At 69.6% G+C, this 26,489-nt stretch carries 25 protein-coding genes; 16 read left to right on the top strand and 9 right to left on the bottom strand.

What is annotated here, in order from left to right; genetic code table 11:
- Window positions 1-27: 27 nt before the first annotated feature.
- The gene (locus AB0B45_RS27870; protein ID WP_358136155.1) at window positions 28-1,374 is read right to left on the bottom strand and encodes a PLP-dependent aminotransferase family protein; all 1,347 of its coding nucleotides are present in this window, start codon (window positions 1,372-1,374) and stop codon (window positions 28-30) included.
- Between the two features lie 67 nt (window positions 1,375-1,441).
- On the opposite strand from AB0B45_RS27870, the gene AB0B45_RS27875 reads away from it, so the two are divergent.
- Entirely contained in the window at window positions 1,442-2,326 is an 885-nt protein-coding gene (locus AB0B45_RS27875) for a DMT family transporter (protein WP_358136158.1), read from the top strand.
- On the opposite strand, the gene AB0B45_RS27880 is transcribed toward AB0B45_RS27875, so the two are convergent.
- Window positions 2,265-2,531, bottom strand: coding sequence for a hypothetical protein (locus tag AB0B45_RS27880; RefSeq protein ID WP_358136159.1), 267 nt, complete (start codon window positions 2,529-2,531; stop codon window positions 2,265-2,267). The two genes, AB0B45_RS27875 and AB0B45_RS27880, sit on opposite strands and share 62 nt — an antisense overlap.
- A 37-nt stretch (window positions 2,532-2,568) precedes the next feature.
- On the opposite strand from AB0B45_RS27880, the gene AB0B45_RS27885 reads away from it, so the two are divergent.
- Complete coding sequence (locus tag AB0B45_RS27885; RefSeq protein WP_358136162.1) at window positions 2,569-4,242, top strand: fumarate hydratase; 1,674 nt, start codon at window positions 2,569-2,571, stop codon at window positions 4,240-4,242.
- A gap of 100 nt (window positions 4,243-4,342) precedes the next feature.
- On the opposite strand, the gene AB0B45_RS27890 is transcribed toward AB0B45_RS27885, so the two are convergent.
- Window positions 4,343-4,699 (bottom strand): hypothetical protein, encoded by a 357-nt coding sequence (locus AB0B45_RS27890; RefSeq protein ID WP_358136165.1) that lies wholly within the window; start codon window positions 4,697-4,699, stop codon window positions 4,343-4,345.
- Window positions 4,700-4,866: 167 nt separating this feature from the next.
- Between AB0B45_RS27890 and sigJ the strand changes: the two genes are divergently transcribed.
- Both sigJ and AB0B45_RS27900 read left to right on the top strand, forming a co-directional pair.
- Window positions 4,867-5,811, top strand: coding sequence for an RNA polymerase sigma factor SigJ (gene sigJ, locus AB0B45_RS27895; RefSeq protein WP_358136166.1), 945 nt, complete (start codon window positions 4,867-4,869; stop codon window positions 5,809-5,811).
- A gap of 132 nt (window positions 5,812-5,943) precedes the next feature.
- The gene (locus AB0B45_RS27900; protein WP_358136169.1) at window positions 5,944-6,336 is read left to right on the top strand and encodes a hypothetical protein; all 393 of its coding nucleotides are present in this window, start codon (window positions 5,944-5,946) and stop codon (window positions 6,334-6,336) included.
- Window positions 6,337-6,392: 56 nt separating this feature from the next.
- Here AB0B45_RS27900 and AB0B45_RS27905 read toward each other — a convergent pair whose 3' ends face one another.
- Window positions 6,393-6,581 carry a DUF5999 family protein gene (locus AB0B45_RS27905; RefSeq protein ID WP_358136171.1) on the bottom strand — a complete coding sequence of 63 codons (189 nt, stop codon included), beginning with the start codon at window positions 6,579-6,581 and terminating at the stop codon, window positions 6,393-6,395.
- Between the two features lie 450 nt (window positions 6,582-7,031).
- On the opposite strand from AB0B45_RS27905, the gene AB0B45_RS27910 reads away from it, so the two are divergent.
- The 9 genes from AB0B45_RS27910 to AB0B45_RS27950 all read left to right on the top strand — a co-directional run bounded on the left by AB0B45_RS27910 (window position 7,032) and on the right by AB0B45_RS27950 (window position 17,922).
- Complete coding sequence (locus AB0B45_RS27910; protein ID WP_358136174.1) at window positions 7,032-7,640, top strand: superoxide dismutase; 609 nt, start codon at window positions 7,032-7,034, stop codon at window positions 7,638-7,640.
- Window positions 7,641-7,710: 70 nt separating this feature from the next.
- Complete coding sequence (locus tag AB0B45_RS27915; protein WP_358136177.1) at window positions 7,711-8,805, top strand: serine/threonine-protein kinase; 1,095 nt, start codon at window positions 7,711-7,713, stop codon at window positions 8,803-8,805.
- 35 nt (window positions 8,806-8,840) lie between these two features.
- Window positions 8,841-10,325, top strand: coding sequence for a serine/threonine-protein kinase (locus AB0B45_RS27920; protein WP_358136180.1), 1,485 nt, complete (start codon window positions 8,841-8,843; stop codon window positions 10,323-10,325).
- A 44-nt stretch (window positions 10,326-10,369) separates the two neighbouring features.
- Window positions 10,370-11,761 (top strand): class II fumarate hydratase, encoded by a 1,392-nt coding sequence (locus tag AB0B45_RS27925; protein WP_358136183.1) that lies wholly within the window; start codon window positions 10,370-10,372, stop codon window positions 11,759-11,761.
- A gap of 422 nt (window positions 11,762-12,183) precedes the next feature.
- Window positions 12,184-12,585: a hypothetical protein gene (locus AB0B45_RS27930; protein WP_358136186.1), complete on the top strand. Its 402-nt coding sequence runs from the start codon at window positions 12,184-12,186 to the stop codon at window positions 12,583-12,585.
- A 66-nt stretch (window positions 12,586-12,651) separates the two neighbouring features.
- Complete coding sequence (locus tag AB0B45_RS27935) at window positions 12,652-13,404, top strand: 3-hydroxybutyrate dehydrogenase (protein ID WP_358136189.1); 753 nt, start codon at window positions 12,652-12,654, stop codon at window positions 13,402-13,404.
- Window positions 13,389-15,218 carry a helix-turn-helix domain-containing protein gene (locus AB0B45_RS27940; protein WP_358136191.1) on the top strand — a complete coding sequence of 610 codons (1,830 nt, stop codon included), beginning with the start codon at window positions 13,389-13,391 and terminating at the stop codon, window positions 15,216-15,218. Before AB0B45_RS27935 ends, AB0B45_RS27940 begins: the two co-directional genes overlap by 16 nt.
- 105 nt (window positions 15,219-15,323) lie before the next feature.
- Window positions 15,324-16,598 (top strand): MFS transporter, encoded by a 1,275-nt coding sequence (locus AB0B45_RS27945; protein ID WP_358136193.1) that lies wholly within the window; start codon window positions 15,324-15,326, stop codon window positions 16,596-16,598.
- Between the two features lie 325 nt (window positions 16,599-16,923).
- Window positions 16,924-17,922 (top strand): alpha/beta hydrolase, encoded by a 999-nt coding sequence (locus tag AB0B45_RS27950; protein ID WP_358136195.1) that lies wholly within the window; start codon window positions 16,924-16,926, stop codon window positions 17,920-17,922.
- Here AB0B45_RS27950 and AB0B45_RS27955 read toward each other — a convergent pair.
- Together AB0B45_RS27955 and AB0B45_RS27960 are read right to left on the bottom strand one after the other, a co-directional pair.
- The gene (locus AB0B45_RS27955; protein WP_358136198.1) at window positions 17,907-19,889 is read right to left on the bottom strand and encodes a glycosyltransferase family 2 protein; all 1,983 of its coding nucleotides are present in this window, start codon (window positions 19,887-19,889) and stop codon (window positions 17,907-17,909) included. The genes AB0B45_RS27950 and AB0B45_RS27955 overlap by 16 nt on opposite strands.
- 60 nt (window positions 19,890-19,949) lie before the next feature.
- Window positions 19,950-20,651, bottom strand: coding sequence for a lytic transglycosylase domain-containing protein (locus AB0B45_RS27960; protein WP_358136200.1), 702 nt, complete (start codon window positions 20,649-20,651; stop codon window positions 19,950-19,952).
- Window positions 20,652-20,925: 274 nt separating this feature from the next.
- Here AB0B45_RS27960 and AB0B45_RS27965 point away from each other — a divergent pair, with 274 nt between their 5' ends.
- The 3 genes from AB0B45_RS27965 to AB0B45_RS27975 are packed head-to-tail and all read left to right on the top strand — an operon-like array spanning window position 20,926 to window position 23,548.
- Complete coding sequence (locus AB0B45_RS27965) at window positions 20,926-21,600, top strand: response regulator transcription factor (RefSeq protein ID WP_358136203.1); 675 nt, start codon at window positions 20,926-20,928, stop codon at window positions 21,598-21,600.
- Window positions 21,597-23,018, top strand: coding sequence for a HAMP domain-containing sensor histidine kinase (locus AB0B45_RS27970; protein ID WP_358136206.1), 1,422 nt, complete (start codon window positions 21,597-21,599; stop codon window positions 23,016-23,018). Before AB0B45_RS27965 ends, AB0B45_RS27970 begins: the two co-directional genes overlap by 4 nt.
- Window positions 23,015-23,548 carry a hypothetical protein gene (locus AB0B45_RS27975; protein WP_358136209.1) on the top strand — a complete coding sequence of 178 codons (534 nt, stop codon included), beginning with the start codon at window positions 23,015-23,017 and terminating at the stop codon, window positions 23,546-23,548. The genes AB0B45_RS27970 and AB0B45_RS27975 overlap by 4 nt, the downstream gene beginning before the upstream one ends.
- 5 nt (window positions 23,549-23,553) lie before the next feature.
- Here AB0B45_RS27975 and AB0B45_RS27980 read toward each other — a convergent pair whose 3' ends face one another.
- The 3 genes from AB0B45_RS27980 to AB0B45_RS27990 form a co-directional block, all read right to left on the bottom strand.
- Window positions 23,554-24,867: a PhoH family protein gene (locus AB0B45_RS27980; RefSeq protein WP_358136212.1), complete on the bottom strand. Its 1,314-nt coding sequence runs from the start codon at window positions 24,865-24,867 to the stop codon at window positions 23,554-23,556.
- Between the two features lie 233 nt (window positions 24,868-25,100).
- Window positions 25,101-25,868 carry an isoprenyl transferase gene (locus AB0B45_RS27985; protein WP_358136215.1) on the bottom strand — a complete coding sequence of 256 codons (768 nt, stop codon included), beginning with the start codon at window positions 25,866-25,868 and terminating at the stop codon, window positions 25,101-25,103.
- Window positions 25,869-25,928: 60 nt separating this feature from the next.
- A complete protein-coding gene (locus AB0B45_RS27990) occupies window positions 25,929-26,486 on the bottom strand; it encodes a hypothetical protein (RefSeq protein ID WP_358136217.1) in 558 nt (185 codons plus the stop codon).
- Window positions 26,487-26,489: the final 3 nt, after the last annotated feature.

Here is a 26,489-nt window from a genome sequence, read left to right on the forward strand (position 1 = left end):
AGGAGTCGGGGATCCCTTTCTAACCTTCTATCCCATTCTTTGTCCAGACATTCTTACCTTTAGTCGTCTGACCACGTCGGGGGCGTGGTGGGCGGGCAGGCGGGCGAACCCGATGACGATCGCGGGCGGCCCCTCGGCGAAGCGCATCGGCCCGACGGGCTCGGCGGACAGCCCCTCGGCCTCGGCCGCCGCGGCCACCTCCCGCTCGTCCCACGACTCGGGCAGGTCGACGTAGGCGTGCAGGCCGGCCTCGATGCCGCGGACGCTCACCTCGGGCAGGTGCTCGGCCAGCGCCCTGACCATGGCGTCGCGGCGCTTCCTGTACTCCCTGCGCATCCTGCGCAGGTTGCGGTCGTAGCCGCCCGAGCGCAGGAAGTGGGCCAGGGCGTACTGCTCGATGACGGGAGAGCCGAGGTCGAACTCGCCCCTGGCCCGCCGTACGGCCTCGGCCAGGTCGGGAGGGGCCGCGAGCCAGCCCAGCCTGAGCCCCGGAGCCAGCGACTTGCTGACGCTGCCCGACAGGACCACCCGGTCGGGCGCGAGTCCTTGCAGGCAGCCGACGGGGTCGCGGTCGAACCTGATCTCGGCGTCGTAGTCGTCCTCCAGCACCAGGCCGCCCCACTCCATGAGCGCGGCCCTGCGCGCGGGCGACAGCACGACGCCGGTCGGGTACTGGTGCGCGGGGGTGACGAGCACGGCCTCGACCCCGTCCAGCGCGGCGACGTCGAGACCCTCCTCGTCGACGGGGATCGGCACCAGCTCCGCGCCCGTCCTCCTGAGCAGCGGGACCTGGCGGTGGCTCGTCGGGTCCTCGACGCCGAGCCTGGGGCCGTTCAGCACGTGCAGGATCAGGCTCAGTCCCTGGGCGACGCCGCCGACGATCACCAGGTTGTCGGGGCTGACGTCGGCGGCGCGGACCCGCTTGAGATAGCTCGCCAGCTCCTCGCGCAGCTCGATGACGCCGCCGGGGTCGCAGTAGTCGAAGGCGTCGCTCGGCACCGTGGTCAGCACGTGCTTGAGCGCGGCCAGCCAGCGTTCGCGGGGGAAGCCGCTCAGGTCGGGCGAGGTGGGGCGGTGCCCGTAGTAGGGAGCGCACTCGCGGGCGGCGACCGGCTCGGACTCCCTGCGGGCCATCGGCGCGACCACGGTGCCCGCGCCGACCCTGGCCAGCAGGAAGCCCTCGGCGACGAGCTGCTCGTAGGCCTCGACCACCACGCCTCTGGAGAGGCCGAGATCGCCTGCGAGGTCCCTACTGGCGGGCAACCTGGTGCCCGGCTCGAGCCTGCCCTGCCTGATCGACTCGCGCAGGTGCCCCGCGATCTGCCCCGCGATCGCCCCGAGATCACGATTTATCGGGATATGGAGGTCGGCCAATTGGTCTCCTCTTTCGCCACATCATTGGACTGTCTGGGCGAACCATTTGATTCCTAGCATGCCGTACATGAGAAACGGCGTCCTTGGGGCGGCCTCCGCCATGTTCCTCGTCGGCACCCTCGCGGGAGTGTCAGGAGTGATCCAGAACTATCCCGTGTACGGCGGGCAGGCCGTCCGCTACCTGGCCGCCGCGATTATCCTGCTCCTCGCCACGCGAATGGCGGGCCAGCGCTTCGTCCGGCTGACCGCGCGGGAGACGCTGCTGCTCATCGGGCTCTCGGTGCTGGGCCTGGTCATCTTCAACGTGTGCGTCATCGAGGCCACCAGGCACGCGGGTCCCGCCCTCCCAGGCACGGTGCTGGGCACCGTACCGCTCGTGCTGGCCCTGATCGACGGGCGGCCCGCGCCGAGACTGCTGGTCGGGGCGGGGGTCGTCGTGGCGGGCGCCACCCTGGTCGCAGGTCTCGGCAGCGGCGACCTGCCGAGCCTGCTGTGGTCTCTGGGCGCGCTCGTGGGGGAGGTCAGCTTCTCCATGCTGGCCATCCCCCTTCTGCCGAAGCTCGGCGCGATGCGGGTCTCGGCCTATTCGACGGCGCTCGCGGTGCCTCTGTTGGCCGTGATCGGGCTGTCGGTGGAGGGCTCGGCCATGCTGCGCGTCCCCACCCTGGCCGAGGGGCTCGGCTTCGCCTACCTCGCGGTGGTCGTGACGACGATCGCCTTCTTCCTGTGGTACTCCTCGCTGCCCAAGCTGGGCCCCGGTACGGCGGGCCTGTTCGCGGGACTGATCCCGGTAGGCGCGATCGTCACGGGGCTCGCGCTCGGCGTCGCGGTGCCGAGCGCGCCCGACCTGCTGGGGGCGGCGTTGGTCATCGCCGGTATCGTCGTCGGGCTCAGCGGTCCCAGATATGCCGATGTGGGTGGTGTTCCTGCACCGGCCACTGGCCGTTCTTGATGCCCGTCAGCACGATGGCGACGACGGCCAGCCCGAGAAGTCCGACGACGAGGAGCGCGAATCCGAGCACGAAATAGATGGGTAGGTCCATGGCTTCCTCCTCTCCTAAGACTTCGACCGAACGCCCCCACAGGGACACCTCCATAACCCCATGAATCGGAAAAATCGCCCGGTTCGACCGGCGGTTCTTCCTCGCGTTCGTCAAGCCGTACCCTCTAGGAGGACCGAAAGGATCGAGGGACATGCCCGAGTTCGACTACACCGACCTGCTCCCGCTTGGCGCCGACGACACCGAATACCGGCTGATCACCAGCGAGGGGGTGGGGAAGGTCGAGGCTGCTGGACGCAGCTTCCTGGAGGTCGACCCGGAGGCGTTGCGGCTGCTCACGGAGACCGCCGTGCACGACATCTCCCACTTCCTGCGCGCCGGCCACCTGGCCCAGCTGCGGAAGATCGTCGACGACCCCGAGTCGAGCGGCAACGACAGGTTCGTCGCGCTCGACCTGCTCAAGAACGCCTCCATCTCCGCCGGTGGCGTGCTGCCCATGTGCCAGGACACCGGCACGGCGATCGTCATGGGCAAGCGGGGCCGCCACGTGCTGACCGACGGCGCCGACGCCGAGGCGATCTCGCGCGGGGTCTACGACGCCTATACCAAGCTCAACCTGCGCTACTCGCAGATGGCTCCGCTCACCATGTGGGAGGAGAAGAACACGGGCAACAACCTGCCCGCCCAGATCGAGCTGTACGCCGAGGACCCCCACGGGCACCCCGACGAGTACAAGCTGCTGTTCATGGCCAAGGGCGGCGGCTCGGCCAACAAGTCGTTCCTCTACCAGGAGACCAAGGCCGTCCTGAACGAGAAGCGCATGCTGGCCTTCCTCGAGGAGAAGATCCGCTCGCTCGGCACCGCGGCGTGCCCGCCGTACCACCTGGCGGTGGTCATCGGCGGCACCAGCGCCGAGTACGCGCTGAAGACCGCCAAGTACGCCAGCGCCCGCTACCTCGACTCGATCCCGACCGAGGGCTCGGCCTCCGGCCACGGCTTCCGTGACGTGGAGATGGAGCAGAAGGTCTTCGAGCTGACGCAGAAGCTCGGCATCGGCGCCCAGTTCGGCGGCAAGTACTTCTGCCACGACGTCCGCGTGATCCGCCTGCCGAGGCACGGCGCCTCCTGCCCCGTGGCCATCGCCGTCTCCTGCTCGGCCGACAGGCAGGCGCTCGCCAAGATCACGCCCGAGGGCGTCTTCCTGGAGAAGCTGGAGACCGACCCCGCCCGCTTCCTGCCGGAGACGACCGACGAGCACCTGTCCGACGACGTGGTGAAGGTCGACCTCAACCGCCCGATGCGCGACATCCTCGCCGAGCTGACCAAGTACCCGGTCAAGACGCGCCTGTCGCTCAGCGGGCCGCTGGTGGTGGCCCGCGACATCGCCCACGCCAAGATCGCCGAGCTGCTCGACGGCGGCGGCGAGATGCCCGCCTACCTGAAGGACCACGCCGTCTACTACGCGGGCCCCGCCAAGACCCCCACGGGCTACGCATCGGGCTCCTTCGGGCCCACGACCGCCGGCCGCATGGACTCCTACGTCGAGCGCTTCCAGGCCGAGGGCGGATCCATGGTGATGCTGGCCAAGGGCAACAGGTCCAAGCAGGTCACCGAGGCGTGCCAGAAGTACGGCGGCTTCTACCTCGGCTCCATCGGCGGGCCCGCCGCGCGCCTGGCCCAGGACTGCATCAAGAAGGTCGAGGTCCTGGAGTACCCGGAGCTGGGCATGGAGGCGGTCTGGAAGATCGAGGTGGAGGACTTCCCCGCCTTCATCGTCGTCGACGACAAGGGCAGCGACTTCTTTGATCAACGACAGATGGACGGCGGGGGAACCTTCATGGGCATCCCTACCCGAAATCGCAGCTAGACAGCACCACTGAGGTCAAGCCTCCGGCTGTTGGCCGGGGGCTTGCCCCTGTGCCACGACGCTTGGTTGCGCATGTGACCGCGGGTCAAGGGACTCGAGTTCAAAGTCCCTGAGCGCGGCGGCCGACCGAGACCCGGCTGAGGTGAAGGACGCTCATGCCGAACAACAGCACACCCAATGGGACGTGCAGGGTCTTCACCTGCGCGATGCCCAGCGCTATCTGCGCCAGCGTGAGCGCCAAGAACCCGGCCGCGTACAGGATGGGCCTGGGCGAGCCGCCGCCCGGACGCCACACCAAGATCGCGGTGACCAGGTGCAACACCGCCGCGGCGAACACCCCGTACGCCGAAACACTGTGCAATGTTCGTCCGGCGGGCGAGGACAACAACAGTCCGGCGGTGATCGGCGCGGCGAAGAGGGCCAAGGTTTGCAGGGTGATCGCGACACGCAAGAACATGGGTGACTCCTTGACGGCTGCGGGACGGGCGAGGACGTGCTGGATGGTGTCTCAGCAGTCCGACGACACAAGCGCTGGGAATGTGAGGTGACGCGCCGACCTCACAGTTCGGCGCGCTGTCTCGTCGAACGGGTGAGGGCAGCTGCGACCAAGGAGCCGACGACACCGTGACCACCCCATCCGAGCCAGGACACGCACGGACCGACCCGAGCCTGAGCGCGATCATGAGCGAGCGGCGTCAGCTGATCAATCTCGCGTACCGGCTCCTCGGCTCCCTGGCCGAGGCCGAGGATGTCGTCCAAGAGACCTACGCCCGCTGGTACGCCATGTCCCGGCAACAGCAGGAGGCCATCGAATCGCCCGGCGCCTGGCTGACGAAGGTCGCCAGCCGCGTCTGCCTCGACCTGCTCGGCTCGGCACGGGCCAGGCGGGAGCGCTACGTGGGCGAATGGATCCCGGAGCCGCTGCCCGATCGCGTGGAGTGGGTCAACGGGCGGTCGGGCGGCACCACGGCCGACCCGGCCGACCGTGTCACCCTGGATGAGTCGATCAACATGGCCTTCCTCGTCGTGCTCGAATCGATGACCCCGGCCGAGCGCGTCGCGTTCATCCTTCACGATGTCTTCCGCTACCCCTTCGCCGAAGTGGCCGAGATCGTCGGCCGTACCCCGGCGGCATGTCGCCAGCTGGCCACCTCGGCCCGCCGTCGCATCCGCGCGTCGCAGGCTCCCGCGACTCCGACAGCCCGGCAGGCCGGAATCGTCAGGGACTTCAAGCAGGCGTGGGAAGCCAAGGACATCCACGCCCTCATCGGCCTCCTCGACCCCGGCGCCACGGCGATCACCGACGGCGGCGGCCTGGTCAACGCCGTGCTCCGCCCGGTCGAAGGCAGCGAGCGGATCGCACGCTACGCCATCGAGATCGCCGGCATGGTACCCGACATGACGATCCTGGAGCGTACGGTCAACGGCCAGCCCGGTCTGGTGGCTCAGCAAAACGGCGTCATCGTCACGGTGATGGCGTTCGACGTCGTAAGCGACCGGATCACGCGCATCTGGGCAGTACGCAACCCCGACAAGCTCCGGCCGTGGACGGTGGGGCCACAGCACTGAGGACCAACCCAGACGCCGCCGTCGAGGCAACCCAGCCGTTACAACATGTGCGCGACTGTGAGGTCGGCGCGTCGCCTCGTGCCGTCCATCGGACGGCGCTGAATTGTCGGTGCGGTTCTCTACGGTGTTCGCATGAACGTTCGAGAGTTCGGCGTCCAACTGTTCGACAGGTGGACCGCAATGTGGAACCTGGAGCTGCACCCCAAGGAGATCATGGCGCCGGAGTTCGTGCTGCGTTACGCGCAGGCGGGCACGGAGGCCTTCGATGACGTACGGCACGCCGACGGCCTGGCCACGATCGTGGCGGGGTGGCACGAGTCCCATCCGGGTCTGCGCTTCTTCGCCGAAGGTGAAGCGGTCGTGGACCTCAGGATGGTCGAGGGGGCGGTGACCGGGCTGGTCGCCCGTCCCTACAAGGCGACGTTCGGCGAGGTGTCCAAGAGCGGGGTCGACGTCCTGGCCGTGTCGGAGGGATTGATCACCGAGGTGTGGTCGGTGTCGGGGGCGCGCACCTTCTACGGGTGACGCGCCGGCTCACCGAGGTGTGGTCGGTCTCGGACGACCGCACCTCTGTCGGTGAGTCAGGCGGCGACCAGGCCGCGGTGGGGGGCGACGACGGAGCCGTCGGGCAGCAGCAGACCGGTGTCCTCGAACAGGACCACACCGTTGCACAGCAGGCTCCAGCCCTGGTCGGGGTGGGCCGCGATCACGTGCGAAGCCTCACGGTCGGCAGCGTTGGCCGCGGGACAAGCGGGTCGGTGACAGCACATCATGCACCTCTCAGATGACTCTCCTGGGTTGTTCACTTGGTGGGCGTCGTCGCCCTGGCGGGCCCCCTGCGCGCTGGAAACGGTTCCTTTCCCACCCCAACGCAGCCGGGTGCCTTTCTGGTTCCTGCGAACCTCTCTACCTTCATGATGACGATCCGCACCGACAGTTTCGATGCATTTTGTGGCAGATAGGTTCATGGATTCAGAATGCGTCGGGGCGCTGACAGCCAGCTTGCAATCCACTGACGCGGTGAAGGCCCGGAGGCGTCAAGCCCGTGCGCGTGGGCGGGCGGGAAGACCCGCCCGCCGCACACAGGACCAAACTGACTCTGCCATCATCATGCAGTTGCGAGCTGATTGCAACAAGGTGGAGTCCTAAGCCCATGGTCTGATGCAGATGCGAACTCCTTGCAATAGTGTCGAAGGGCATTGATCACTTGGAGGTGGACCATGGGTGGCTACACCCTTCCTGACATGCCCTACGACTACGCGGCGCTCGAGCCGGCGATCACGGGCGAGATCCTCGAGCTGCACCACGCCAAGCACCACGCCGCCTACGTCAAGGGCGCGAACGACACCCTCGAGCAGCTGGCCGAGGCCCGCGACAAGGGACAGTTCGGCGGCCTGGTCGGCCTGGAGAAGACCTTCGCCTTCCATCTGTCCGGCCACGTGCTCCACTCGATCTTCTGGGAGAACCTCTCCCCCGACGGCGGCGACCGCCCCGACGGCGCGCTGCGCGACGCGATCGACGAGCACTTCGGCACCTTCGAGGCCTTCCAGAAGCAGCTGACCGCCGCCACCAGCGGCGTGCAGGGCTCGGGCTGGGGCGTGCTGGCCTACGAGCCGCTCGGCAAGCGCCTGGTGGTGGAGCAGGTCTACGACCACCACGGCAACGTCGGCATGAACACCACGCCGCTGCTGGTGTTCGACGCCTGGGAGCACGCCTACTACCTGCAGTACCGCAACGTGCGCCCCGACTACGTGGAGAAGCTCTGGGGCCTGGTGAACTGGAATGATGTCGCCAAGAGGTTTGCTGACGTGACGAGTCAGGCGGGTTGACAGAAGTTCGCAACTTTTTATCGGCCCGGCCTCTACTGGTCGGTTTCCGCAAATAGGTAAGCTGCCTGCCATGCGTGCGCCGTCCGGTTACCTCCTTGCCGCGCGCTATCGGCTTATGGAGCCGGTCGGCCGCGGCGGTATGGGCACGGTTTGGCGAGCGCACGATGAGTTGCTGGACCGTCACGTAGCGGTCAAGGAAGTGCGCCTGCCCACGGTTCTCGACGAGGAGCTGAGGGCCGAGCTCTGCGCGCGCACCGAGCGCGAGGGCAGGGCCACGGCGATGGTCGCGCACCCCTCGGTGATCACCGTCTTCGACGTCGTCACCGAGGACGAGCGGCCGTGGATCGTGATGGAGCTGCTCCAGGCCAGGTCCCTGGAGCAGCTCATCATGGAGGAGGGGCCGCTGCCGCCGCGCAGGGCCGCCGAGATCGGCAGGCAGGTGCTCGGCGCGCTGCGGGCCGTTCACGCCAAGGGCATCCTCCACCGCGACGTCAAGCCCAGCAACGTGCTGGTCACCGACGACAGGGCGGTGCTCACCGACTTCGGCCTGGCCGCGATGGAGGGTGACGCCTCGATCACGCAGGCGGGCATCGTGCTCGGTTCGGCCGGCTACATCGCGCCCGAGCGGGTGCTCGGCTCGAAGGCGAGTCCCGCGGCCGACCTGTGGTCGCTCGGCGCGACCCTCTACACCGCCGTCGAGGGCAGGGGCCTGCACGGCAGGCGTACGGCCGCCGCGGCGCTGGCCGCGCTCACCAGCGGCGAGCCCATCCCCATGGTCAAGGCGGGGCCGCTGGCCCCCGTGCTCGACGCCCTGCTCAGGATCGACCCGGCCACCAGGCTCGACTCGGTGCGCGCCTCGCTCATGCTGGCCCGCGTCGCGGCCGGAGGAGAGGCGGAGGACCCGCTGGCCGTCAGGGGCGGCAGGATTCCGCGTCCCGGCCCCGCGCGCAGGCCCACGCATCGGGGTCTGCACAGGGCGGAGACGACCGCGCCGACGCCCGTCGTCCCGCTTCCCAGGACGCACCGCAGGCCGGGCGAGGGCGTGCACAGGAAGGTCGTCGAGCAGCGCCCGAACCCCTCCGCCTATGCCCGATTTATGGCGAAAGTGATAAAGTTGTTCCTTCCACGACGCTTTTGGCCCCGCGAACTTCGCAAGCGAGGGTAAAGCGTTCCCCAAGCGAGAATAGATATCTTCTTCTCATGCCGGAACAGCAGAAGCGCCTGCTCGCGGAACGCTATGAGCTGATCACACCGATCGGCAGAGGGACGATGGGAACCGTGTGGCGGGCCCACGACCGTGCCCTCGGCCGCGAGGTGGCGATCAAGGAGATCCGCCAGGATCCGGGGCTCACCGAGGAGCAGCGCGTCGAACTGCGCGAGCGCATGGTCCGCGAGGGCCGTACCGCCGCGCGGATCAGTCATCCGTCCGTGGCCTCGATCCACGACGTGCTCATCCAGGACAACAGCCCGTGGATCATCATGGAGCTCGTCGAGGCCCGCTCGATGGAGCAGGTCATCGAGGAGGAGGGCCCGCTGCCGCCCCGGCTGGTGGCCGAGATCGGTGTCGACCTGCTGGGCGCGCTGCGCGCCGCCCACGCCCAGGGCATCACGCACCGCGACGTCAAACCGGGCAACGTGCTCATCACCGAGAACGGCAGGATCGTCCTCACCGACTTCGGCATCGCCAAGGCCGAGGGTGACACCCGCCTGACCAAGACCGGCATGGTGATCGGATCCCCCGGCTACACCGCGCCCGAACGGGCCCGCGGCGAGTACACCGGCGCGGAGTCCGACATCTGGTCGCTCGGCGCGACCCTCTACTTCGCCGTGGAGGGCAGGCCCGCCTACGAGCGCGCGACGGTGGCCGAGACGCTGGCCGCGCTCATGACGGAGAGCGCCGACCCGCCCACGCAGGCGGGGGCGCTGCGCCCCGTGCTCGAAGGGATGCTGCACAAGGACCACCGCCAGCGGCTGACCGCGGCCAAGGCGGAGACCCTGCTGCGGATGGTGGCCGACACGCCGACCAGCGACATCCCGAAGGTGATGGAGGAATTCGACCCCGACAGGACGATGGCCGTGCAGCGACCCAAGCCCGCGCCGCCCAAGCCGGTCGAGCCGGTGGACGAGGGCGCCATCACGACCTCGCGGCTGACCCTCCCCAACACTCGTGCCGACAAGCCGGTCTTCCCGCCGCCCGGCGCCCCCCGGGGCCCTGGCCCGTACGCAGAGCCAGGCGGCCCTGGAGCGTTCTCAGGACCCGCCGCAGGGCAGGGGCCCGGCGCTTTCTCAGGCCCCATGGGTCAGGACGGCAGAGGCGCGTTCGGGGGCCCGCCAGGGCCGCCTCCAGGCGCGCCCGCGGGTCCCGCCACGCGACCGCGACCGGGACCGGGCGCGCAGCCGGGGCCCGGCGGCCAGGGGTTCCCCGGGTACGGCGGCCCGCCGCCCCCCAACCAGTACAACGGCATGCCGCCCGGACAGGGCGGCCCCGCCGTACCGGCTCAGCCCGGCGGATACGGGAGCGACCACCCCGACCGGCAGCCGGGACTGGGCACCGACCTGTTCGCGATCGCGGGCGCGGGGACGCCCGAGAAGGAAGGCAACAGGGCGGGCGTCCTCATCCTCATCGGCGTCGCCATCGTCGCGCTCGCCGTGATCGCGATCCTCGTCATCGCCGCCATCTCCTGACCCCGGCACGCCGTGCTCGATCCGGATCGCACAGACTTGGACACATGAGTGAATTCCGGATCGAGCACGACTCCATGGGTGAGGTCCGCGTCCCCGCCGACGCCCGCTGGCGCGCCCAGACTCAGCGGGCCGTGGAGAACTTCCCCATCTCGGGACGCCGCCTGGAGCCCTCTCACATCGCCGCGCTCGGCCTGATCAAGGCGGTGGCCGCCGAGGTGAACGCCGAGCTGGGAGTCCTCGACAAGGACGTGGCCGAGGCCGTCGCCCAGGCCGCCGCCGACGTGGCGGAGAACGAGTACGACGCGCACTTCCCCATCGACGTGTTCCAGACCGGCTCCGGCACCTCCTCGAACATGAACGCCAACGAGGTCGTCGCCACGCTGGCCCAGGAACGCCTCGGCCGGCCCGTGCACCCGAACGACCACGTCAACGCCTCGCAGTCGTCCAACGACGTGTTCCCCACCTCGATCCGCGTCGCCGCCGCCACCGAGGTCGTCTTCCACCTTGTCCCCTCGCTGCAGCACCTGGCCATCGCGCTGCGCGTGAAGGAGGCGGAGTTCGCCCAGACCGTGAAGTCCGGCAGGACCCACCTCATGGACGCCACTCCGGTGACGCTCGGCCAGGAGTTCGGCGGCTACGCCTCCCAGATCGAGCACGGCGTCAACCGCGTCAAGTCGGCCCTGGCCCACGTGGTCGAGCTCCCCCTCGGCGGTACGGCCGTCGGCACCGGCATCAACACCCCGCCGGGTTTCGCGGCGAAGGCGATCGAGAAGCTCAGCGAGGCGACCGGCATCAGGTTCGTCGAGGCCGAGGACCACTTCGAGGCCCAGAGCAGCCAGGACGCGCTCGTCGAGCTGTCCGGCCAGCTGAAGGTCGTCGCCGTCTCCCTTAACAAGATCGCCAACGACCTGCGGTGGATGGGCTCCGGCCCCCGCGCGGGGCTCGGCGAGATCAACCTCCCCGACCTCCAGCCGGGCTCCTCGATCATGCCGGGGAAGGTCAACCCGGTGATCCCCGAGGCCACGGCCATGGTCGCCGCCCAGGTCATCGGCAACGACGCCACCATCACCTTCGCGGGCGCCTCCGGCAACTTCGAGCTGAACGTCATGCTCCCCGTCATCGCCAGGAACATCCTGGAGTCGATCAGCCTGCTCGCCAACGTCTCCCGCCTGCTGGCCGACCGCTGCGTCGCCGGCATCACCGCCAACACCGAGCGGCTGCGCGAGTACGCCGAGTCCTCGCCCTCGATCGTCACGCCGCTGAACCGGCACGTCGGCTACGAGGAGGCCGCGAAGATCGCCAAGCAGGCGCTGGCCGAGCGCAAGACCATCAGGGAGGTGGTCATCGAGCGCGGGCACGTCGCCAACGGCACCATCACGGAGGCGGAGCTGGACGCGATCCTGGACGTGCTGTCCATGACGAAGCCCTCGCCCTGAGCCTCCCTACGGTCGAGGGGGCCCGGGAACCGGCCTCGCCACGGCGGGGCCGGTAAAGGTATTCCCGGCATATGCCGACGTTCTGCCCGGCCTGCGATAACGATTCGCCAACGCCGCCATCCGATAGCCCCATCACGTCGTCAGAGGAAGTCGTCAACCCTCTGGCGAAAGGCAGGACGGCCCCGTGCAACAACCGGATTGCGTTTTGCGCTCGATGGTCGGCGGCCCAGGCGTCCGGGGTATCGATCCGGGTGTGGCCGCCCCGCGCCCGCGGGGAGCCGAGGGAGGCGGTGTGGGCATCCCAGGACAGCACAGGTCGGCGCAGCGCGGTCCACCGTCGCTCCACGAGGTTGCGGGTTCTCGACAACGTCCCCTGAAGGAGCGAGAGGAGGGGTGGCGCCGATGCCGGCGTCACCGACCAGATGAAGATCCTGTTTCTCCGCCTCATGCAGGCCATGCGCAACGCCAGGACCAAGGACCTGACCAGGCACCTGTCCGCCACTCCGCTGGAGCACATCTACGCCCGCTTCGGACGCGACATCCTCGCCCAGGCCGCACAGGACCGCACGCTGTCCGACGCCATAGCCAGGGAGGTCGCCGAGATCGACAGGTCGCTGGAGGAGGAGGGCGTGGATCCCACCCCCGTCGAGCTGCGCTCCTTCCTCATGGGCTACGGCCAGGGCGTCATCGACTCCGCCGTGATCAGGCCCGACCTGGTGGCCAAGGACACCAGCTGCGGCAGTGTCTACCCGAGCTCGGTGGTGAAGCTGGGCGCGTTGAGCCAGAAGGCGTTCGCGGGCGGGCTCATCAAGATGTCCACATAATGATCCAGAGAGGTATGTGGCCGGGCTCCATGTGCCTCGGGAGGGGAAGGGTCTAGGGTCCGAGGCATGACCGACGAGTTGACCGGGCGAACGGCCCTGGTGACGGGGGCGGGTAGCGGGATCGGCAGGGCCTGCGCCGTCAGGCTGGCCGCCGCCGGCGCCAGGGTGCTGGTCGTGGACATGTCGGCCGCGTCCGCGGAGCGGGTGGCGAAGGAGGTCGGCGGCGTCCCCGTCGTCGCCGACCTGTCCGAGCCCCGTTTCCTGGACGAGCTGCCCGACGAGCCCGTCGACATCCTGGTGAACAACGCGGGCTTCCAGCACGTCGCGCCGATCGAGGAGTTCCCTCCCGAGGTCTTCGCCAAGATCGTCAAGGTCATGCTGGAAGCGCCGTTCCTGCTGGCCAGGCGGGTGTTGCCGGGCATGTACGCCAAGGGCTGGGGCAGGATCGTCAACATCTCCTCCGTCCACGGGCTCAGGGCCTCGCCGTACAAGGCGGCGTACGTGTCGGCCAAGCACGGGCTCGAAGGGCTGTCGAAGGTGATCGCGCTCGAAGGCGCGGGCAAGGGCGTGACGTCCACCTGCGTCAACCCAGGCTACGTGCGCACCGAACTGGTCGAGAGGCAGATCACCGCGCAGGCCGCCTCCCACGGCATCCCCGAGTCCGAGGTGGTGGAGCAGATCATGCTCGCCCCCGCCGCGATCAAGCGGCTGATCGAGCCCGAGGAGGTCGCCGAGCTGGTCGCCTACCTGTGCGGGCCCGCGGGCTCGTTCATCACCGGCGTCTCCCTTCCCGTGGACGGTGGATGGACGGCTCGCTAGCGTTCCTCGACCTGCTGGCGCGCGAGGCGTCGGCGGTCGAGTTCGAGGGCCCGACGCTCAAGGCCAGGGCCGAGGGCGCGAGCGCGCGGACGATCGAGGAGCTCGAAGAGGCCAAGCTGGCCGCGCTCAAGGTCCGCGCGCTGCTCAGGCGGAGGGCGCGGCGCGAGGCCGAGCTGAGCGCCCTCTACGACACCGCGGGCGACCTGGCGGGACTGCGCGACCTCGACGCGGTGCTCGAGGCGATCGTGCACAGGGCGAGGCAGCTGCTCGGCACCGACACCGCCTACATGACCCTGCACGACCCCGAGCGCGGCGACACCTACATGCGGGTCACCGACGGCTCGATCTCGGCCGCCTTCCGTGCGCTCAGGCTGGCGATGGGCGCGGGGCTCGGCGGCCTGGTGGCGCAGACGGCGACGCCGTACTCCACCGCCGACTACTTCGCCGACGCGCGCTTCCGCCACACCACCGACATCGACGAGGCGGTCAAGGAGGAGGGCCTGGTCGCCATCCTCGGCGTGCCGCTGCGCCTGGGGCAGCGGGTGATCGGCGTGCTGATGGCGGCCAACCGCAGCGCGCGGCCGTTCGCCCAGGAGGAGGTGGCGCTGCTGGCGAGCCTGGCGGCGCACGCGGCGGTCGCGATCGACAACGCCAGGCTGCTGCAGGAGACGCGCAACGCCCTGGAGGAGCTCTCCCACGCGCACAGGATCGCCAGGGAGCACAGCGACGCCGTGGAGCGCGCGGCGCTCGCCCACGACAGGATGACCTCGCTGGTGCTGCGCGGCGGCGGCATCGAGGACGTGGCCGCCGTGGTGACGGAGGTGCTCGGCGGCACGCTGGCCGTCCTCGACGAGACGGGAAGGCCGCTGGTCGGCGAGGTGGAGCAGGGCGTCCTCGACGCGGCGGTGCCGGGCAGGACCGTCCGCAGGGGCGACCTCATGATCACCGCGAGCGCGCCGCTGTGCACGCTGGTGCTGAAGAGCGATCCGCACAGAAGGGACGCCGCCGACGAGCGCATCCTGGAACGGGCGGCGCTGGTCTGCGCGCTGCTGCTGCTGTTCCGCAGGAGCGTGGCGGAGGCCGAGGGCAGGGTGCGCGGCGAGCTGCTCGACGACCTCATCTCCCGCGCGGCCGAGGACCCGCAGGGCCTCACCGACCGCGCCCGCAGGCTCGGCGTCGACCTGACGGCCCCGCACGTGGTCGTAGTGGCCAGGCACGAGGGCCAGCGCGAGCGGGCCGCCTTCTGGGCCTCCTCACAGGCCACGCTCTCCGGCGGCCTGGCCGCCGCCCGCGGCCAGGAGGCGGTGCTGCTGCTGCCCGGCACCGACCCCGGCGCGGCCGCCCAGCGCGTCGCCACCGAGCTGACCATCTCGCTCGGCTCCCCCGCCACGGCGGGGGCGACGGGCCCGATCACCGACCCCACGCACGTCCCGCGAGCCCACAGGGAGGCGCTGCACTGCGCCGAGTCGCTGCTGGCCCTGGGCCGCGCGGGCGACGGCGCGAGCGCGGCCGAGCTCGGTTTCGTCGGGCTGCTGATCGGCGAGGGCCGCGACGTGGGCGCCTTCGTCACCGGCACGCTCGGCCCCGTCATCGACTACGACGAACGCAGGGGCACCGCGCTGCTCAAGACGCTCGCCGCCTACTTCGGCTCGGGCGGCTCGCCGTCGCGCACCGCCGAGACCATGCACATCCACGTCAACACCGTCACCCAACGGCTCGACCGGGTCGCCCAGTTGCTCGGCGACGGCTGGCAGGACCCTGAGCGAGCCCTGGAGATCCAGCTGGCGCTCCGGCTGCACAGGCTCAGCGGCTGACCCACATATCCCCGCCTGAGAGTGTGGGGTGCGCGCCCATATCAGTGACGCCGGTCACTCCTTAACGTGGGCGAAACCCCCCACTCCCTCAGACAGGCGAAGCTCATGAGCATCAAAAGGATCGTGGCCGCGAGCCTGATCGGCACAACCATCGAGTGGTACGACTTCTTCCTGTACGGCTCGGCCGCGGCACTCGTGTTCAACAAGCTGTTCTTCCCCGAGGCCGACCCGCTGACCGGCACCCTGCTGGCCTTCCTCACCTACGCCGTCGGCTTCATCGCCCGCCCGCTCGGCGGCCTCATCTTCGGCCACTTCGGCGACCGGCTCGGCCGCAAGACGCTGCTCGTCATCAGCCTGCTCATGATGGGCATCGCGACCTTCCTCATCGGCTGCCTGCCCACCCACGCCGCGATCGGCGCGGGCGCGCCGCTGCTGCTGACCGCTCTGCGACTGGTGCAGGGCTTCGCGCTCGGCGGGGAGTGGGGCGGCGCCGTCCTCATCGTCTCCGAGCACGGCGAGGCGGGCAGGCGTGGCTTCTGGGCCTCGTGGCCGCAGGCCGGGGCCCCGGGCGGCAACCTGCTCGCCACGGGCGTCCTCGCGCTGCTGGCCGCCTTCCAGTCCGACGAGGCGTTCCTGTCGTGGGGCTGGCGGGTGCCGTTCCTGCTGTCGGGTGTGCTGGTCCTGATCGGGCTGTGGATCCGGCTGTCCATCAGCGAGTCGCCGGTCTTCCAGCAGGCGCCTCCGCTGGAGGACAAGACGCCGATCGCGGGCGTGCTCCGGCACCACTGGCGCGACGTGCTGATCGCCATCGGCGCCCGCATGGCCGAGAACATCTCCTTCTACCTGCTCACCGTCTTCGTCATCACCTACGGCACGACCGTCGTGAAGCTGGACAAGCAGACCATCCTGAACGCCGTGCTCATCGCCTCGGCGATCCACTTCATCACCATCCCCGTGTGGGGCGCGCTGTCCGACCGCGTGGGCCGCCGCCCGATCTACCTGGCGGGCGCGGCAGGGATCGGCGTGTGGATCTTCGCCTTCTTCCCGCTCATCAACACCGGCGGCTTCCTGCCCATCACGCTGGCCGTGACCGTGGGCCTGCTCTTCCACGGCATGATGTACGGCCCGCAGGCCGCCTTCTTCTCCGAGCTGTTCGGCACCAGGATGCGCTACACGGGCGTGTCGATCGGCGCCCAGCTGTCGGCCATCGTGGCGGGCGCGCTGGCTCCGATCATCGCGGTCAAGCTCCTGCAGGACTTCGGCACCTGGGTGCCGATCTCCATCTACCTGGCCGTGGCGGCGGCGCTCACGCTCATCGCGGTCTACGCTGCCCGCGAGACGCAGGGCAGCGATCTCGCGGAAGGGAAGGTCAGCGCTTGACATCCTCCCCACGGATGAATCCGGGGGATTCCAGCCCTCACGGGTCGGACCTTCCCGCTTCACAGGCGACTGCCCACGCACACCCGAAGGTGGGCGACCGGTCTTACGTGGCCTCCACAGGCTTCACATCCCGCCAGCCCGGCGGTAGGCCCGGACCTGCCGACTTGGTTATCGCCAGCCCGTCCGAACACCTGAACCATACCAAGAGAGAGGTCGCTGCGATGCGGATCAGGCAAGGTCACTGCACCGCTCGGGCCTTGACGGCCCTCCCCAGCTCCCGATTCCTCCCCAAGGCTGAAGCCCGCGGTCTCCTGGGGAGTCACCGATGAAGGTCACCACCGGCAGGCTTACCCACAACGTCCTGAGCGGACCTCGCGACGAGGGCGAGCCCGTGCTGTTCGTCCACGGCAACGTCTCGTCGGCCGCGTTCTGGCGCGACAGCCTGGCCGCGCTGCCCGAGCCGTACCGGCCGCTCGCGGTGGACCTGCGCGGCTTCGGCGACAGCGACCCCGCCCCTGTGGACGCCACGCGCGGCCTGCGCGACTTCTCCGACGACCTGATCGAGCTGGTCGAGGCCATGCAGCTGGGCCAGGTCCACCTGGTCGGCTGGAGCATGGGCGGCGGCGTCATCACGCAGCTCCTGCGCGACCGGCCCGCCTTGGTCCGCTCGCTCACCCTCGTCAACCCCGTCTCCCCGTACGGCTTCGGCGGCACGGAGAGCGCCGACGGCGCCCTCAGCCACGCCGACGGCACAGGGTCGGGCGCGGGCGCGGTGAACCCCGACTTCCTCGACAGGCTCGCCAAGGGCGACATGTCGGAGGAGTCGCCCACGTCCCCTCGCAGCGTCTTCCGCTCCTCCTACGTCGCCAAGCCCGTCGACGACGAGGACTTCTACGTCGCCGCGATGCTGACCACCAGGGTCGGGGAGGACAACTACCCCGGCGACGCCGCCACGTCCGAGGCCTGGCCCGGCGTGCGACCCGGCATCCGCGGCGTCCTCAACGCCATGGCGCCGAACCACTTCCGCGTCGACGACCTGCACACGATCGACCCCAAGCCGCCGATCCTGTGGATCAGAGGCGCGGACGACGTCATCGTCTCCGACACGTCGCTGTTCGACCTGGCCCACCTCGGCAGGCTCGGCGTGGTGCCAGGCTCGCCCGGCACCTCCGCGCAGCCCATGGTCGCCCAGACCAGGGCGGCGCTGGAGCGCTACGGCGACTACCGCGAGGTCGTGCTGGCCGAGTGCGGCCACAGCCCGCACCTCGAACGCCCCGAGGAGTTCCGCAGGCTGCTGGTGGAGCATCTTCAGCCGCGCAGGTAGCGGTGCCTGCCCGCCCGTGCCAGCCGTACGGCGAACCGTGCGGCCGGCACGCGACGGGCCAGCCTGCGCAGCAGCGTGTCGCGGCCCATCGGGTCGCGCTCAGGATCGACCGCCGTGATCGGCATGACCTCGATCCTGCCGCCGCGCATCTCGAGCGCGAAGCGCAACCCCGTCTCCTGCTCATTGGTGCGCAGCGAGGACACCCACGAGCCCGGTCCGAGCTGGTCCCTGCCCGGCAGCAGCCGGGCGACGGGTACCTTGGCGACCAGCTGCCCCGCTGCCCTGCCCGGCAGCCCTGGCTCGACCAGGGCGGGCGCGCTGATCTCCCGCTGGTGGCGGGTGTGGCGCAGCACGAGCTCGATGGCGGGCCCGCCGCTCGGCGGCACGTACGGCACCGGCACCACCACGTAGACGTGGCGCCCCTGCCTGGTGACGGTGGTCCCGCGCGAGACGAGCGCGATCGAGTCGGGGAACGATCTGGGCTCGATGCACAGGCCGAGCTCTCCCTCGTCGCTCCAGCACGGCACCACCAGGCGCCGCTTCGGCCGCTCGGCCAGCACGCCCAGGCAGGTGAACGGTCCCGCGGAGTGCTTGACCCTGGTGGCGGCGCGGTGGGCGCCGCCGTACATCCTGACGTGGACCGCCCAGAGGCCCGTCGGCAGCGCCTCGCCGAGCGCGGCGGTGGTGACGTCGACCCGCGTCTGCCCGTGCACCTGGACCCTGACCCTGCCGCGCTCGTGAACGCGCACCACGTTGCTGGTGACGGGAACGAAGTAGACGTCGCCCGTCTCCTCGTGCCTGACGTAGACCTCGATGCGGGCCTTGTCGACGGCGTCGGTGACGTCGGTGACCGAGTCGGGCAGCAGTGTCTGGTCGACCGACCCCGGCGGGCGCCAGTGCAGCCTGTCCTCCTCCTCGCGGAACCTGGCGGGCTCGTCGGCGGAGGTGTGGATCTCCACCGCGAGGTCCAGCTCCAGCACCTCTCCCGACCAGCGCACGTCGTGCAGCTCGGCCCTCAGCTCGCCGCGCCGCGACGCGTTGGCGAAGCTGACGAGCTGGTCCAGGCGGCCCGCGCGCACCATGGATGAGACCGCGCGCAGGTGGACGGGCAGGTAGCGGTCCAGGCGCTCGGGGAACCGCTCGAGCACCAGTTCCCGCAAGATCGTGAAGTTGAGGCCCCTGTCCACTGACGATCCCGCGAACCTGGGGGCCAGGAACGGGCGCAGCACCATCGAGCGGTACCAGAACGCGTAGATCCGGTCGCGTTGACGCCCCTCCTCCGTGCCGTCGTCGACGACGTCGAGCAGCGCGCGCAGCTCGGTGACCACGACCGCCGGATCGTCCACCCGCTCCGGCTGCTCGCCGAGGTGGCAGCACACCTCGTCGGCGAGCACCGTGATGATCTTGGCCCGCAGGTAGGCGCAGAGCGAGAACGCCTGCTCCGCCACCTTCCCTCCTGATACGGCGAAGCTGAGCCGCGTCTCCTCGAGGAATGCCCGCCGGTAGAGCTTGTGCGGCGTGAGCAGGGTGAGCAGCCGGTCGCGCAGGATGTCGGCGCGCTCCCTGTTGGCCTCGAAGGCGACCATCGGCGGACCCGCGTCGCGTACGAGCCTGCCGACCAGCACGTCGGCCTCCGTCTCGACGGCCCGCTGGTGCATCAGGGCGAGCGCCCCGCGCTCCAGCCGGTCACCCTGGTCGAGCAGGTAGACGTAGTCGCCTCTGGCGCTGGCGATACCCACGTTGCGACCGCGTAGGGACGTGCCCGTGTACGGCAGGTGCAGAACCCGTACGTTGCGCCTGACGGACGCGACGGTGTCGAGCCGCTCGGCGATCCCGTCCGTGGAGCCGTCGTCCACGAAGATCACTTCGTACTCGTCCGGCGGTAGCGTCTGCTCCAGCACGGAGCGGATGCACGCGTCGGCGGTGTCGCCGGGATTGTGAACATTCACGATCACGCTGACCTTCACACGGCCAGCGTGAGCCGTCACGTCACCGTCGGCGAGCGGACTTGCCCATCACTGGGGGTGTCAGTACCAGCCCGTTGCCGTGGAATGACCCCACGCACCACAAGGCGTGCCGTAGCGGCCCTTGATATAGCCAAGACCCCACTTGATCTGGGTCGCCGCATTGGTCTGCCAGTCGCCGCCCGCGCTGGCCATCTTGCTGCCGGGCAGCGACTGCGGAATGCCGTAGGCGCCCGAGTAGCGGTTCATGGCCCGCTCGTTCCAGCCGCTCTCCTTCTGCCAGAGCTTCTCCAGGCAGCCCCACTGGTCGCCACCGAAGCCGAAGCCCGCGAGCATGTCCTTGGCCACGGCCTTGTTGCTGCCGGGCGAGGGGTTGCTGCCGGGAGGGAAGTTGGCGGCGGGGATGCCGTCGCCGCCCGGCCCCTGCTCGGCGACCTCGATCGGGTTGAGCTTGGGCTTGCCCTTGCGGCTGTTGGCGAGCTGGGCCTTGCGCATCGCGTCGACCGCGGCGGACTTCAGCACGTCGGAGCTGGGGTCGGGGGCGAAGGGGTCGCCGCCGAGCAGGCCGTTCATCTCGGCGAGGGTGAGCTGCCGCGGGGGCGGGGCCGAGGCGTTCTGGTAGGCGGTGTAGGCGACGAAGCCGCCGCCACCGAAGACGGCCACGAGGCTCAGCCCGATGATCAGAACCCGCTTGGCTGTCTGCCTGGAGGAACGTGCCGGGCGGCGCCGGCCACGGGGCACCTCGGGCGCGGAGCGCTCACTCAACTGCGGACCTGGGTTCACGACCTATGAGCTTGCCCTGACTTGGGGGGTGGTGCGCAACCCAAACGTGGCATTCAGTTGGACTTCCCTTGACCAACCTGGGCTTTTCAGATCATGTGATTTTGGTCACAGCCGAGGAGTGGTCCACCCCTCGCGCCCCCGCACCGAGGGGAGGACTCCCCTCAGGCTGCCCGGTGTTCTTTGTGGTCTTGTGCCTGACATGTCACAGTTTCATGACACGGAACGTATGTGCCCAGCTGGGAAGAATAATGTGCGGGTGGCAGGAATCCTCCTCGTCGAAGACGACCCCTCAGTCCGGACCGCGCTCGAGCTGGCACTGACCCGTCAAGGTCACTCCGTCACCTCCTACGCGACCGGCGAGGAGGCCCTCGACCACATCAGATCGCGCAGGCCCGAGCTCGCCATCCTCGATGTCATGCTGCCCGGCATCGACGGCGTCGAGGTGTGCAGGCGCATCCGCAGGCTCGACCAGTTGCCCGTCATCCTGCTCACGGCCAGGGGCGACGACCTCGACGTGGTCGTCGGCCTGGAGGCGGGCGCCGACGACTACGTGGTCAAGCCGGTCGAGCCTCGCGTGCTCGACGCGCGCATCAGGGCGATCCTGCGCAGGGCGGAGTCGGCCACCTCCGACCGCATCACCTTCGGCGACCTGGTCATCGACAGGGGCGCGCTGAAGGTGAGCCTGGCAGGCAAGGAGATCCACCTCACCCCCACCGAGCTGCGGCTGCTGCTGGAGCTGGTCCGCCACCCCGGTCAGGTGCTCAACCGGCGCTACCTGCTGCGCGTGGTCTGGGACCACACCCACGTGGCCGACTCCCGCCTGGTCGACGCCTGCGTCCAGCGCGTGCGCGCCAAGATCGAGCCCAGGCCCGCCGAGCCGACGTTCATCCACACGGTGCGCGGCTTCGGCTACCGGTTCAGCCCACCGTGATCGCGTTTCTCACCGGCCTGCGCGGCCGGCTCGTCATCACCTTCACCGTGGTCGCCGTGACGGCCTCCGCCCTGGTCGCCGGCATCGGCTTCGAGCTGGCCAAGGGCGCGCTGATCGGCAGGACCACCAAGGACGCCGTCGACAACCTCGCCAAGGACCTGCGGCGCATCGACTTCGCCGTCGGCGCGCTGCGCCCCGGCGAGGTCCCGCCGAGCGGCGACGAGCTGAACAACCTCGCCAACTCCCTGTCCGGGCCCGACCGCCACACGCTCCTGGAGTACCAGGGCCTCTACTACCGCGACGAGGCAGGCGCGTTCGGGCCGGACGACGTCACGGGAGAGCTGCGCGGCCAGGCGCTCCGCAAGCTGGTCAGCCAGCGCAGGATCATCGACGGCGAGCTGTGGCTCGTGCTGGGCACGCAGGTCTACCGCGCGGGCACCGACGACGTCCCCAGGCCGACGGGACTGCTGGTGTTCGAGTACGTGTCGTTGAGCGAGGAGGAGCGGACGCTGTCCAACCTCAGGGAGGCCTTCGCGCAGGCGGGCGCCATCACCCTGCTCATCGCGCTGACCGTGGCGCTGGTGTCGGCCAGGCATGTGCTCCTTCCCGTAAGCAGGCTCAGCGCCGCCGCCCAGGCGCTCGGCCGCGGCAGGCTGGACACGCGGCTGCCCGTACGGGGCAAGGACGAGCTGTCCGAGCTCACCGCCCGTTTCAACGACGCCGCCGCCGCGCTGGAACTGAGCGTCTCCGAGCTGCGCGCGCTGGAGGCCATGTCGCGCAGGTTCGTCGCCGACGTCTCCCACGAGCTGCGCACCCCGCTCACCGCGATGACCGCGGTGGCCGACATGCTCTCCGAGGAGGCCGACCGCCTGCCCGAGCAGCCCGCGAAGGCGGTCAGGCTGGTGCTGTCGGAGGTGGAACGGCTGAGGGAGCTGGTGGAGCACCTGATCGAGGTCAGCAGGTTCGACGCGGGCACGGCCACGCTGGCGCTGGAGTCCGTCGACGTCGCCGACGCCATCAGCGACAGCCTGGAGGTGCGCGGGTGGGGCGAGGACGTCAGGGTGCAGGCGCCTACGGGCGTCGTCGTCAACCTCGACCCCCGCAGGTTCGACGTCATCGTGGCCAACCTGGTCGGCAACGCGCTCAAGCACGGCGGCCCGCCCATCCTGGTCACCGCCCGCAGCACGCCCAACGGGCTGGAGGTGAAGGTGCGCGACCATGGCGACGGCATCCCCGTGGAGGCGCTGCCGCACGTCTTCGACCGGTTCTTCAAGGCGGGCACAGGCCGTGTCCGCAGCCAGGGCAGCGGCCTCGGCCTGTCCATCGCGCGGGCCAACGCCCAGCTGCACGGCGGCACGATCTCGGTGCGGTCGCAGAAGCCGGGCACCCTGTTCACGGTCTGGCTGCCCCACCCATGAGACGCCTGCCGTTCCTCCTGGCCGCCCTGCTGCTGCTCACCGGGTGCGGCATCACGCCCAGCCCGGTCACCGCGGTCACAGCGGCCCCCGTGATCAGCACGAAGCCGATCTGGGCGAAGATCTACCTGATCAAGAAGGGGCGGCTCGCGCTGCAGGAGGTCAGGGTGGCGAGCAAGACCACCGAGGACCTGATGCGCACGCTCATGGACCTCGCCAACCACCCCGTGGAGTCCGGCCAGGACACCGACCTGTACGGCATGCGCTACCAGGACGTCGACTCCGAGCCCCTGGGCCAGCGGACCCAGCGCATGGACCCGGAGAACAAGAGCCTCGTCCTCTACGTCACCCTGCGGGGCGAGAGGGAGCTGAGCCGCGTCGCGCTCGCCCAGATCGTGTGCACCGCGCGGCTGCGCCCCGAGATCGCCAAGGTCCAGGTCAACATCACCAGGAGCGTCTCACCGTCGGCGACGACGGGAAGGCGCACCTGCGGGGAGTTCCACGACCTGGCCCCCGCGGGCGCGCCTTCCTGAGCCGACTACAGGGTGATGTCCTCCAGCATCTCCGTCACCAGCGCGGCGATCGGCGAGCGCTCGGACCTCGTCAGCGTGATGTGCGCGAACAGCGGGTGGCCCTTGAGCTTCTCCACCACCGCCACGACGCCGTCGTGCCTGCCGACCCTGAGGTTGTCGCGCTGGGCGATGTCGTGGGTGAGCACGACCCGGGAGTTGGCGCCGATCCTGCTCAGCACGGTCAGCAGCACCCCGCGCTCCAGCGACTGCGCCTCGTCCACGATCACGAAGGCGTCGTGGAGCGAGCGGCCGCGGATGTGGGTGAGCGGCAGGACCTCCAGCATGCCCCTGTCGAGGACCTCCTCGATCACCTCGGGCGTGGTCACCGCGCCCAGCGTGTCGTAGACGGCCTGCGCCCACGGGCCCATCTTCTCGCCCTCGCCGCCGGGCAGGTAGCCGAGCTCCTGGCCGCCGACCGCGTAGAGCGGGCGGAACACCACGACCTTGCGGTGCTGGCGGCGCTCCAGAACGGCCTCCAGGCCGGCGCAGAGCGCCAGGGCCGACTTGCCGGTGCCCGCCCTGCCGCCCAGGGACACGATGCCCACTTCGGGGTCCATGAGGAGGTCGAGGGCGATGCGCTGCTCGGCCGAGCGGCCGTGCAGGCCGAACGCCTCCCTGTCGCCGCGGACCAGCCGTACGGACTTGTCGGGGAGCACCCTGCCGAGCGCCGAACCCCTGCTGGACAGCAGCCTCAGGCCGGTGTGGGCGGGTAGCTCGCGCGCCTCCTCCAGGTCTGCGGTGCCGTGCTCGAAGAGCGCCCCGACGTCCTCGGTGGTGACCTGGATCTCCGACATGCCGGTCCAGCCCGACTCCGCGACCAGTTCGGCGCGGTACTCCTCCGCCGACAGACCGATCGAGGCGGCCTTGACCCTGAGCGGCAGGTCTTTGGACACCAGCACGACGTCCTTGCCCTCGGCCGCGAGCGTGCGTGCCACAGTGAGGATGCGGGTGTCGTTGTCGCCCAGTCTGAACCCGACCGGCAGGATCGACGGGTCGCTGTGGTTCAGCTCGACCCTGATCGTGCCCTCGCCCGCCGGCATCGGCTCGTCGAGCCTGCCGTGCTTCACCCGCAGGTCATCGAGGTAGCGCAGTGCCTTGCGTGCGAAGTAGCCGAGCTCGGGATGGTGCCTCTTGGCCTCCAACTCCGTGATCACGACGATCGGGAGGACGATCTCATGCTCGGCGAAGCGGGTCATCGCCGCCGGGTCGGCGAGCAGGACCGACGTGTCCAGCACGTAGGTGCGCTTGATGGTGGGGTTGTTGCTCGAGGACACTGCCACACGTTCTCCCCCGGGCGCCCCAAGAGATGGGCACCCTGCAGACGAGGCGGGAATTCGGACCGGACCCGCACCCGCGTGGGGCGCCGAGTACCGGCCCCCTCGGCAGGTCTGTGCGCAAAGGCGGGCCCTCTCCGGAGTGACCGGCCCGTGGTCGGCCACTTCCTACGTTACGTCCTGAATACCCGCCACCGAAGTGGCCAAGCGTGTGTTCACGTGGTGTTCGTGAACTTGTCTCAGGATCCGTAACGCCGGTGTCTCGCGGCGTAGTCGCGTAGCGCCCGCAGGAAGTCGACCCTGCGGAAGTCAGGCCAGTAGGCCTCGCAGAAGTAGAACTCGGAGTGGGCGCTCTGCCAGAGCATGAAGCCTGACAGTCGCTGCTCGCCCGACGTCCTGATGAGGAGGTCGGGATCGGGCTGGCCGCGAGTGTAGAGATGCTCCGCGATGTGCTCCACATCGAGAACCTCGACCAGGTCCTCGATGCTCGCCCCCTTGCGGGCGTGCTCCTGAAGGAGTGAGCGCACCGCATCGGCAATCTCACGTCTTCCTCCATACCCAACCGCAACGTTCACAATCAGCCCTGGACGGTGTGATGTGACTTCTTTTGCGTTTTTCAGGACATTCGCTGTCCTAGCCGGGAGGAGATCGAGCGCGCCGACGGGGCTGATGCGCCAGCCCTCGGCCACGAGCTCCTGCGTGACGTCCTCGATGATCTTCAGGAGCTGCTCGAGCTCCTCCTTCGGCCTGTTGAGGTTGTCGCTGGACAGCATCCAGACGGTGACGACCTCCACGCCTGCCTCACGGCACCAGGTGAGCAGCTCGGAGATCTTGTCGGCGCCCTTCCTGTGTCCCTTGCTGACATCGCGCATGCCCATCGCGCGCGCCCAACGGCGGTTGCCGTCGATGATGACCCCGACATGGCGGGGGAAGTTGTCGCTGTCGGCTGACAGCTTGGCCTCCAACCGGCGCTCGTACAGCCGGTAGACCAGATCGCGCAGGCCCACGGAGTCCCTCCCCAGCGGTGCTGTGCCTTTGTGGTCGACTCACGACCTAACAGGCAATTATCACCGCCTTTCGAGACTGCTGGCCCCCTCAATCGGATTCCTTGCTAGCTCCTGGGGCTCCAATGCCCCTTCCGCCTCCGTCACCAGCGATTCCACGAACTCCGCGAGTTCACCGGAGGTCAGCACCGCCCGCATCCCGACCCCCGCAGGCCCCCACGCTTCCACGTAGGCCCGCCTGGTCACCCTCCACTCGCCGCCGCCGTCCCCCGCAGGCACCCAGACAGCCAGGGTCCGCAGCTGGCAGCGCAGCTCACCGCCGCCCACCACCTGCGACCGCGCCCGGTACCTGAAGGCGAACAGCTCGCCGTCAGGCTCGTCTCCGGGGAACCTGTCGTCGGGATCCGGCCACGCCCACGCCTGCCCGCGCCCCGCGCGGGCGTCCCACACCACGCGCGCCAGCCGCGCGAGGAACCAGCCGCACCGCTCCCCCACCATCCCGTACGGCGTGCCGTCGCGATGGAGCGCCAGGGTGATCTCGTACGGCACGCCGAGGCTGTCCGTGCACGCGACAGGTATGACGCTCAGATACGAGCCGTCGACGCAGCGTAGTCCTCCCATGCA

Source organism: Nonomuraea sp. NPDC049152 (assembly GCF_040648355.1).
GTDB lineage: Bacteria > Actinomycetota > Actinomycetes > Streptosporangiales > Streptosporangiaceae > Nonomuraea.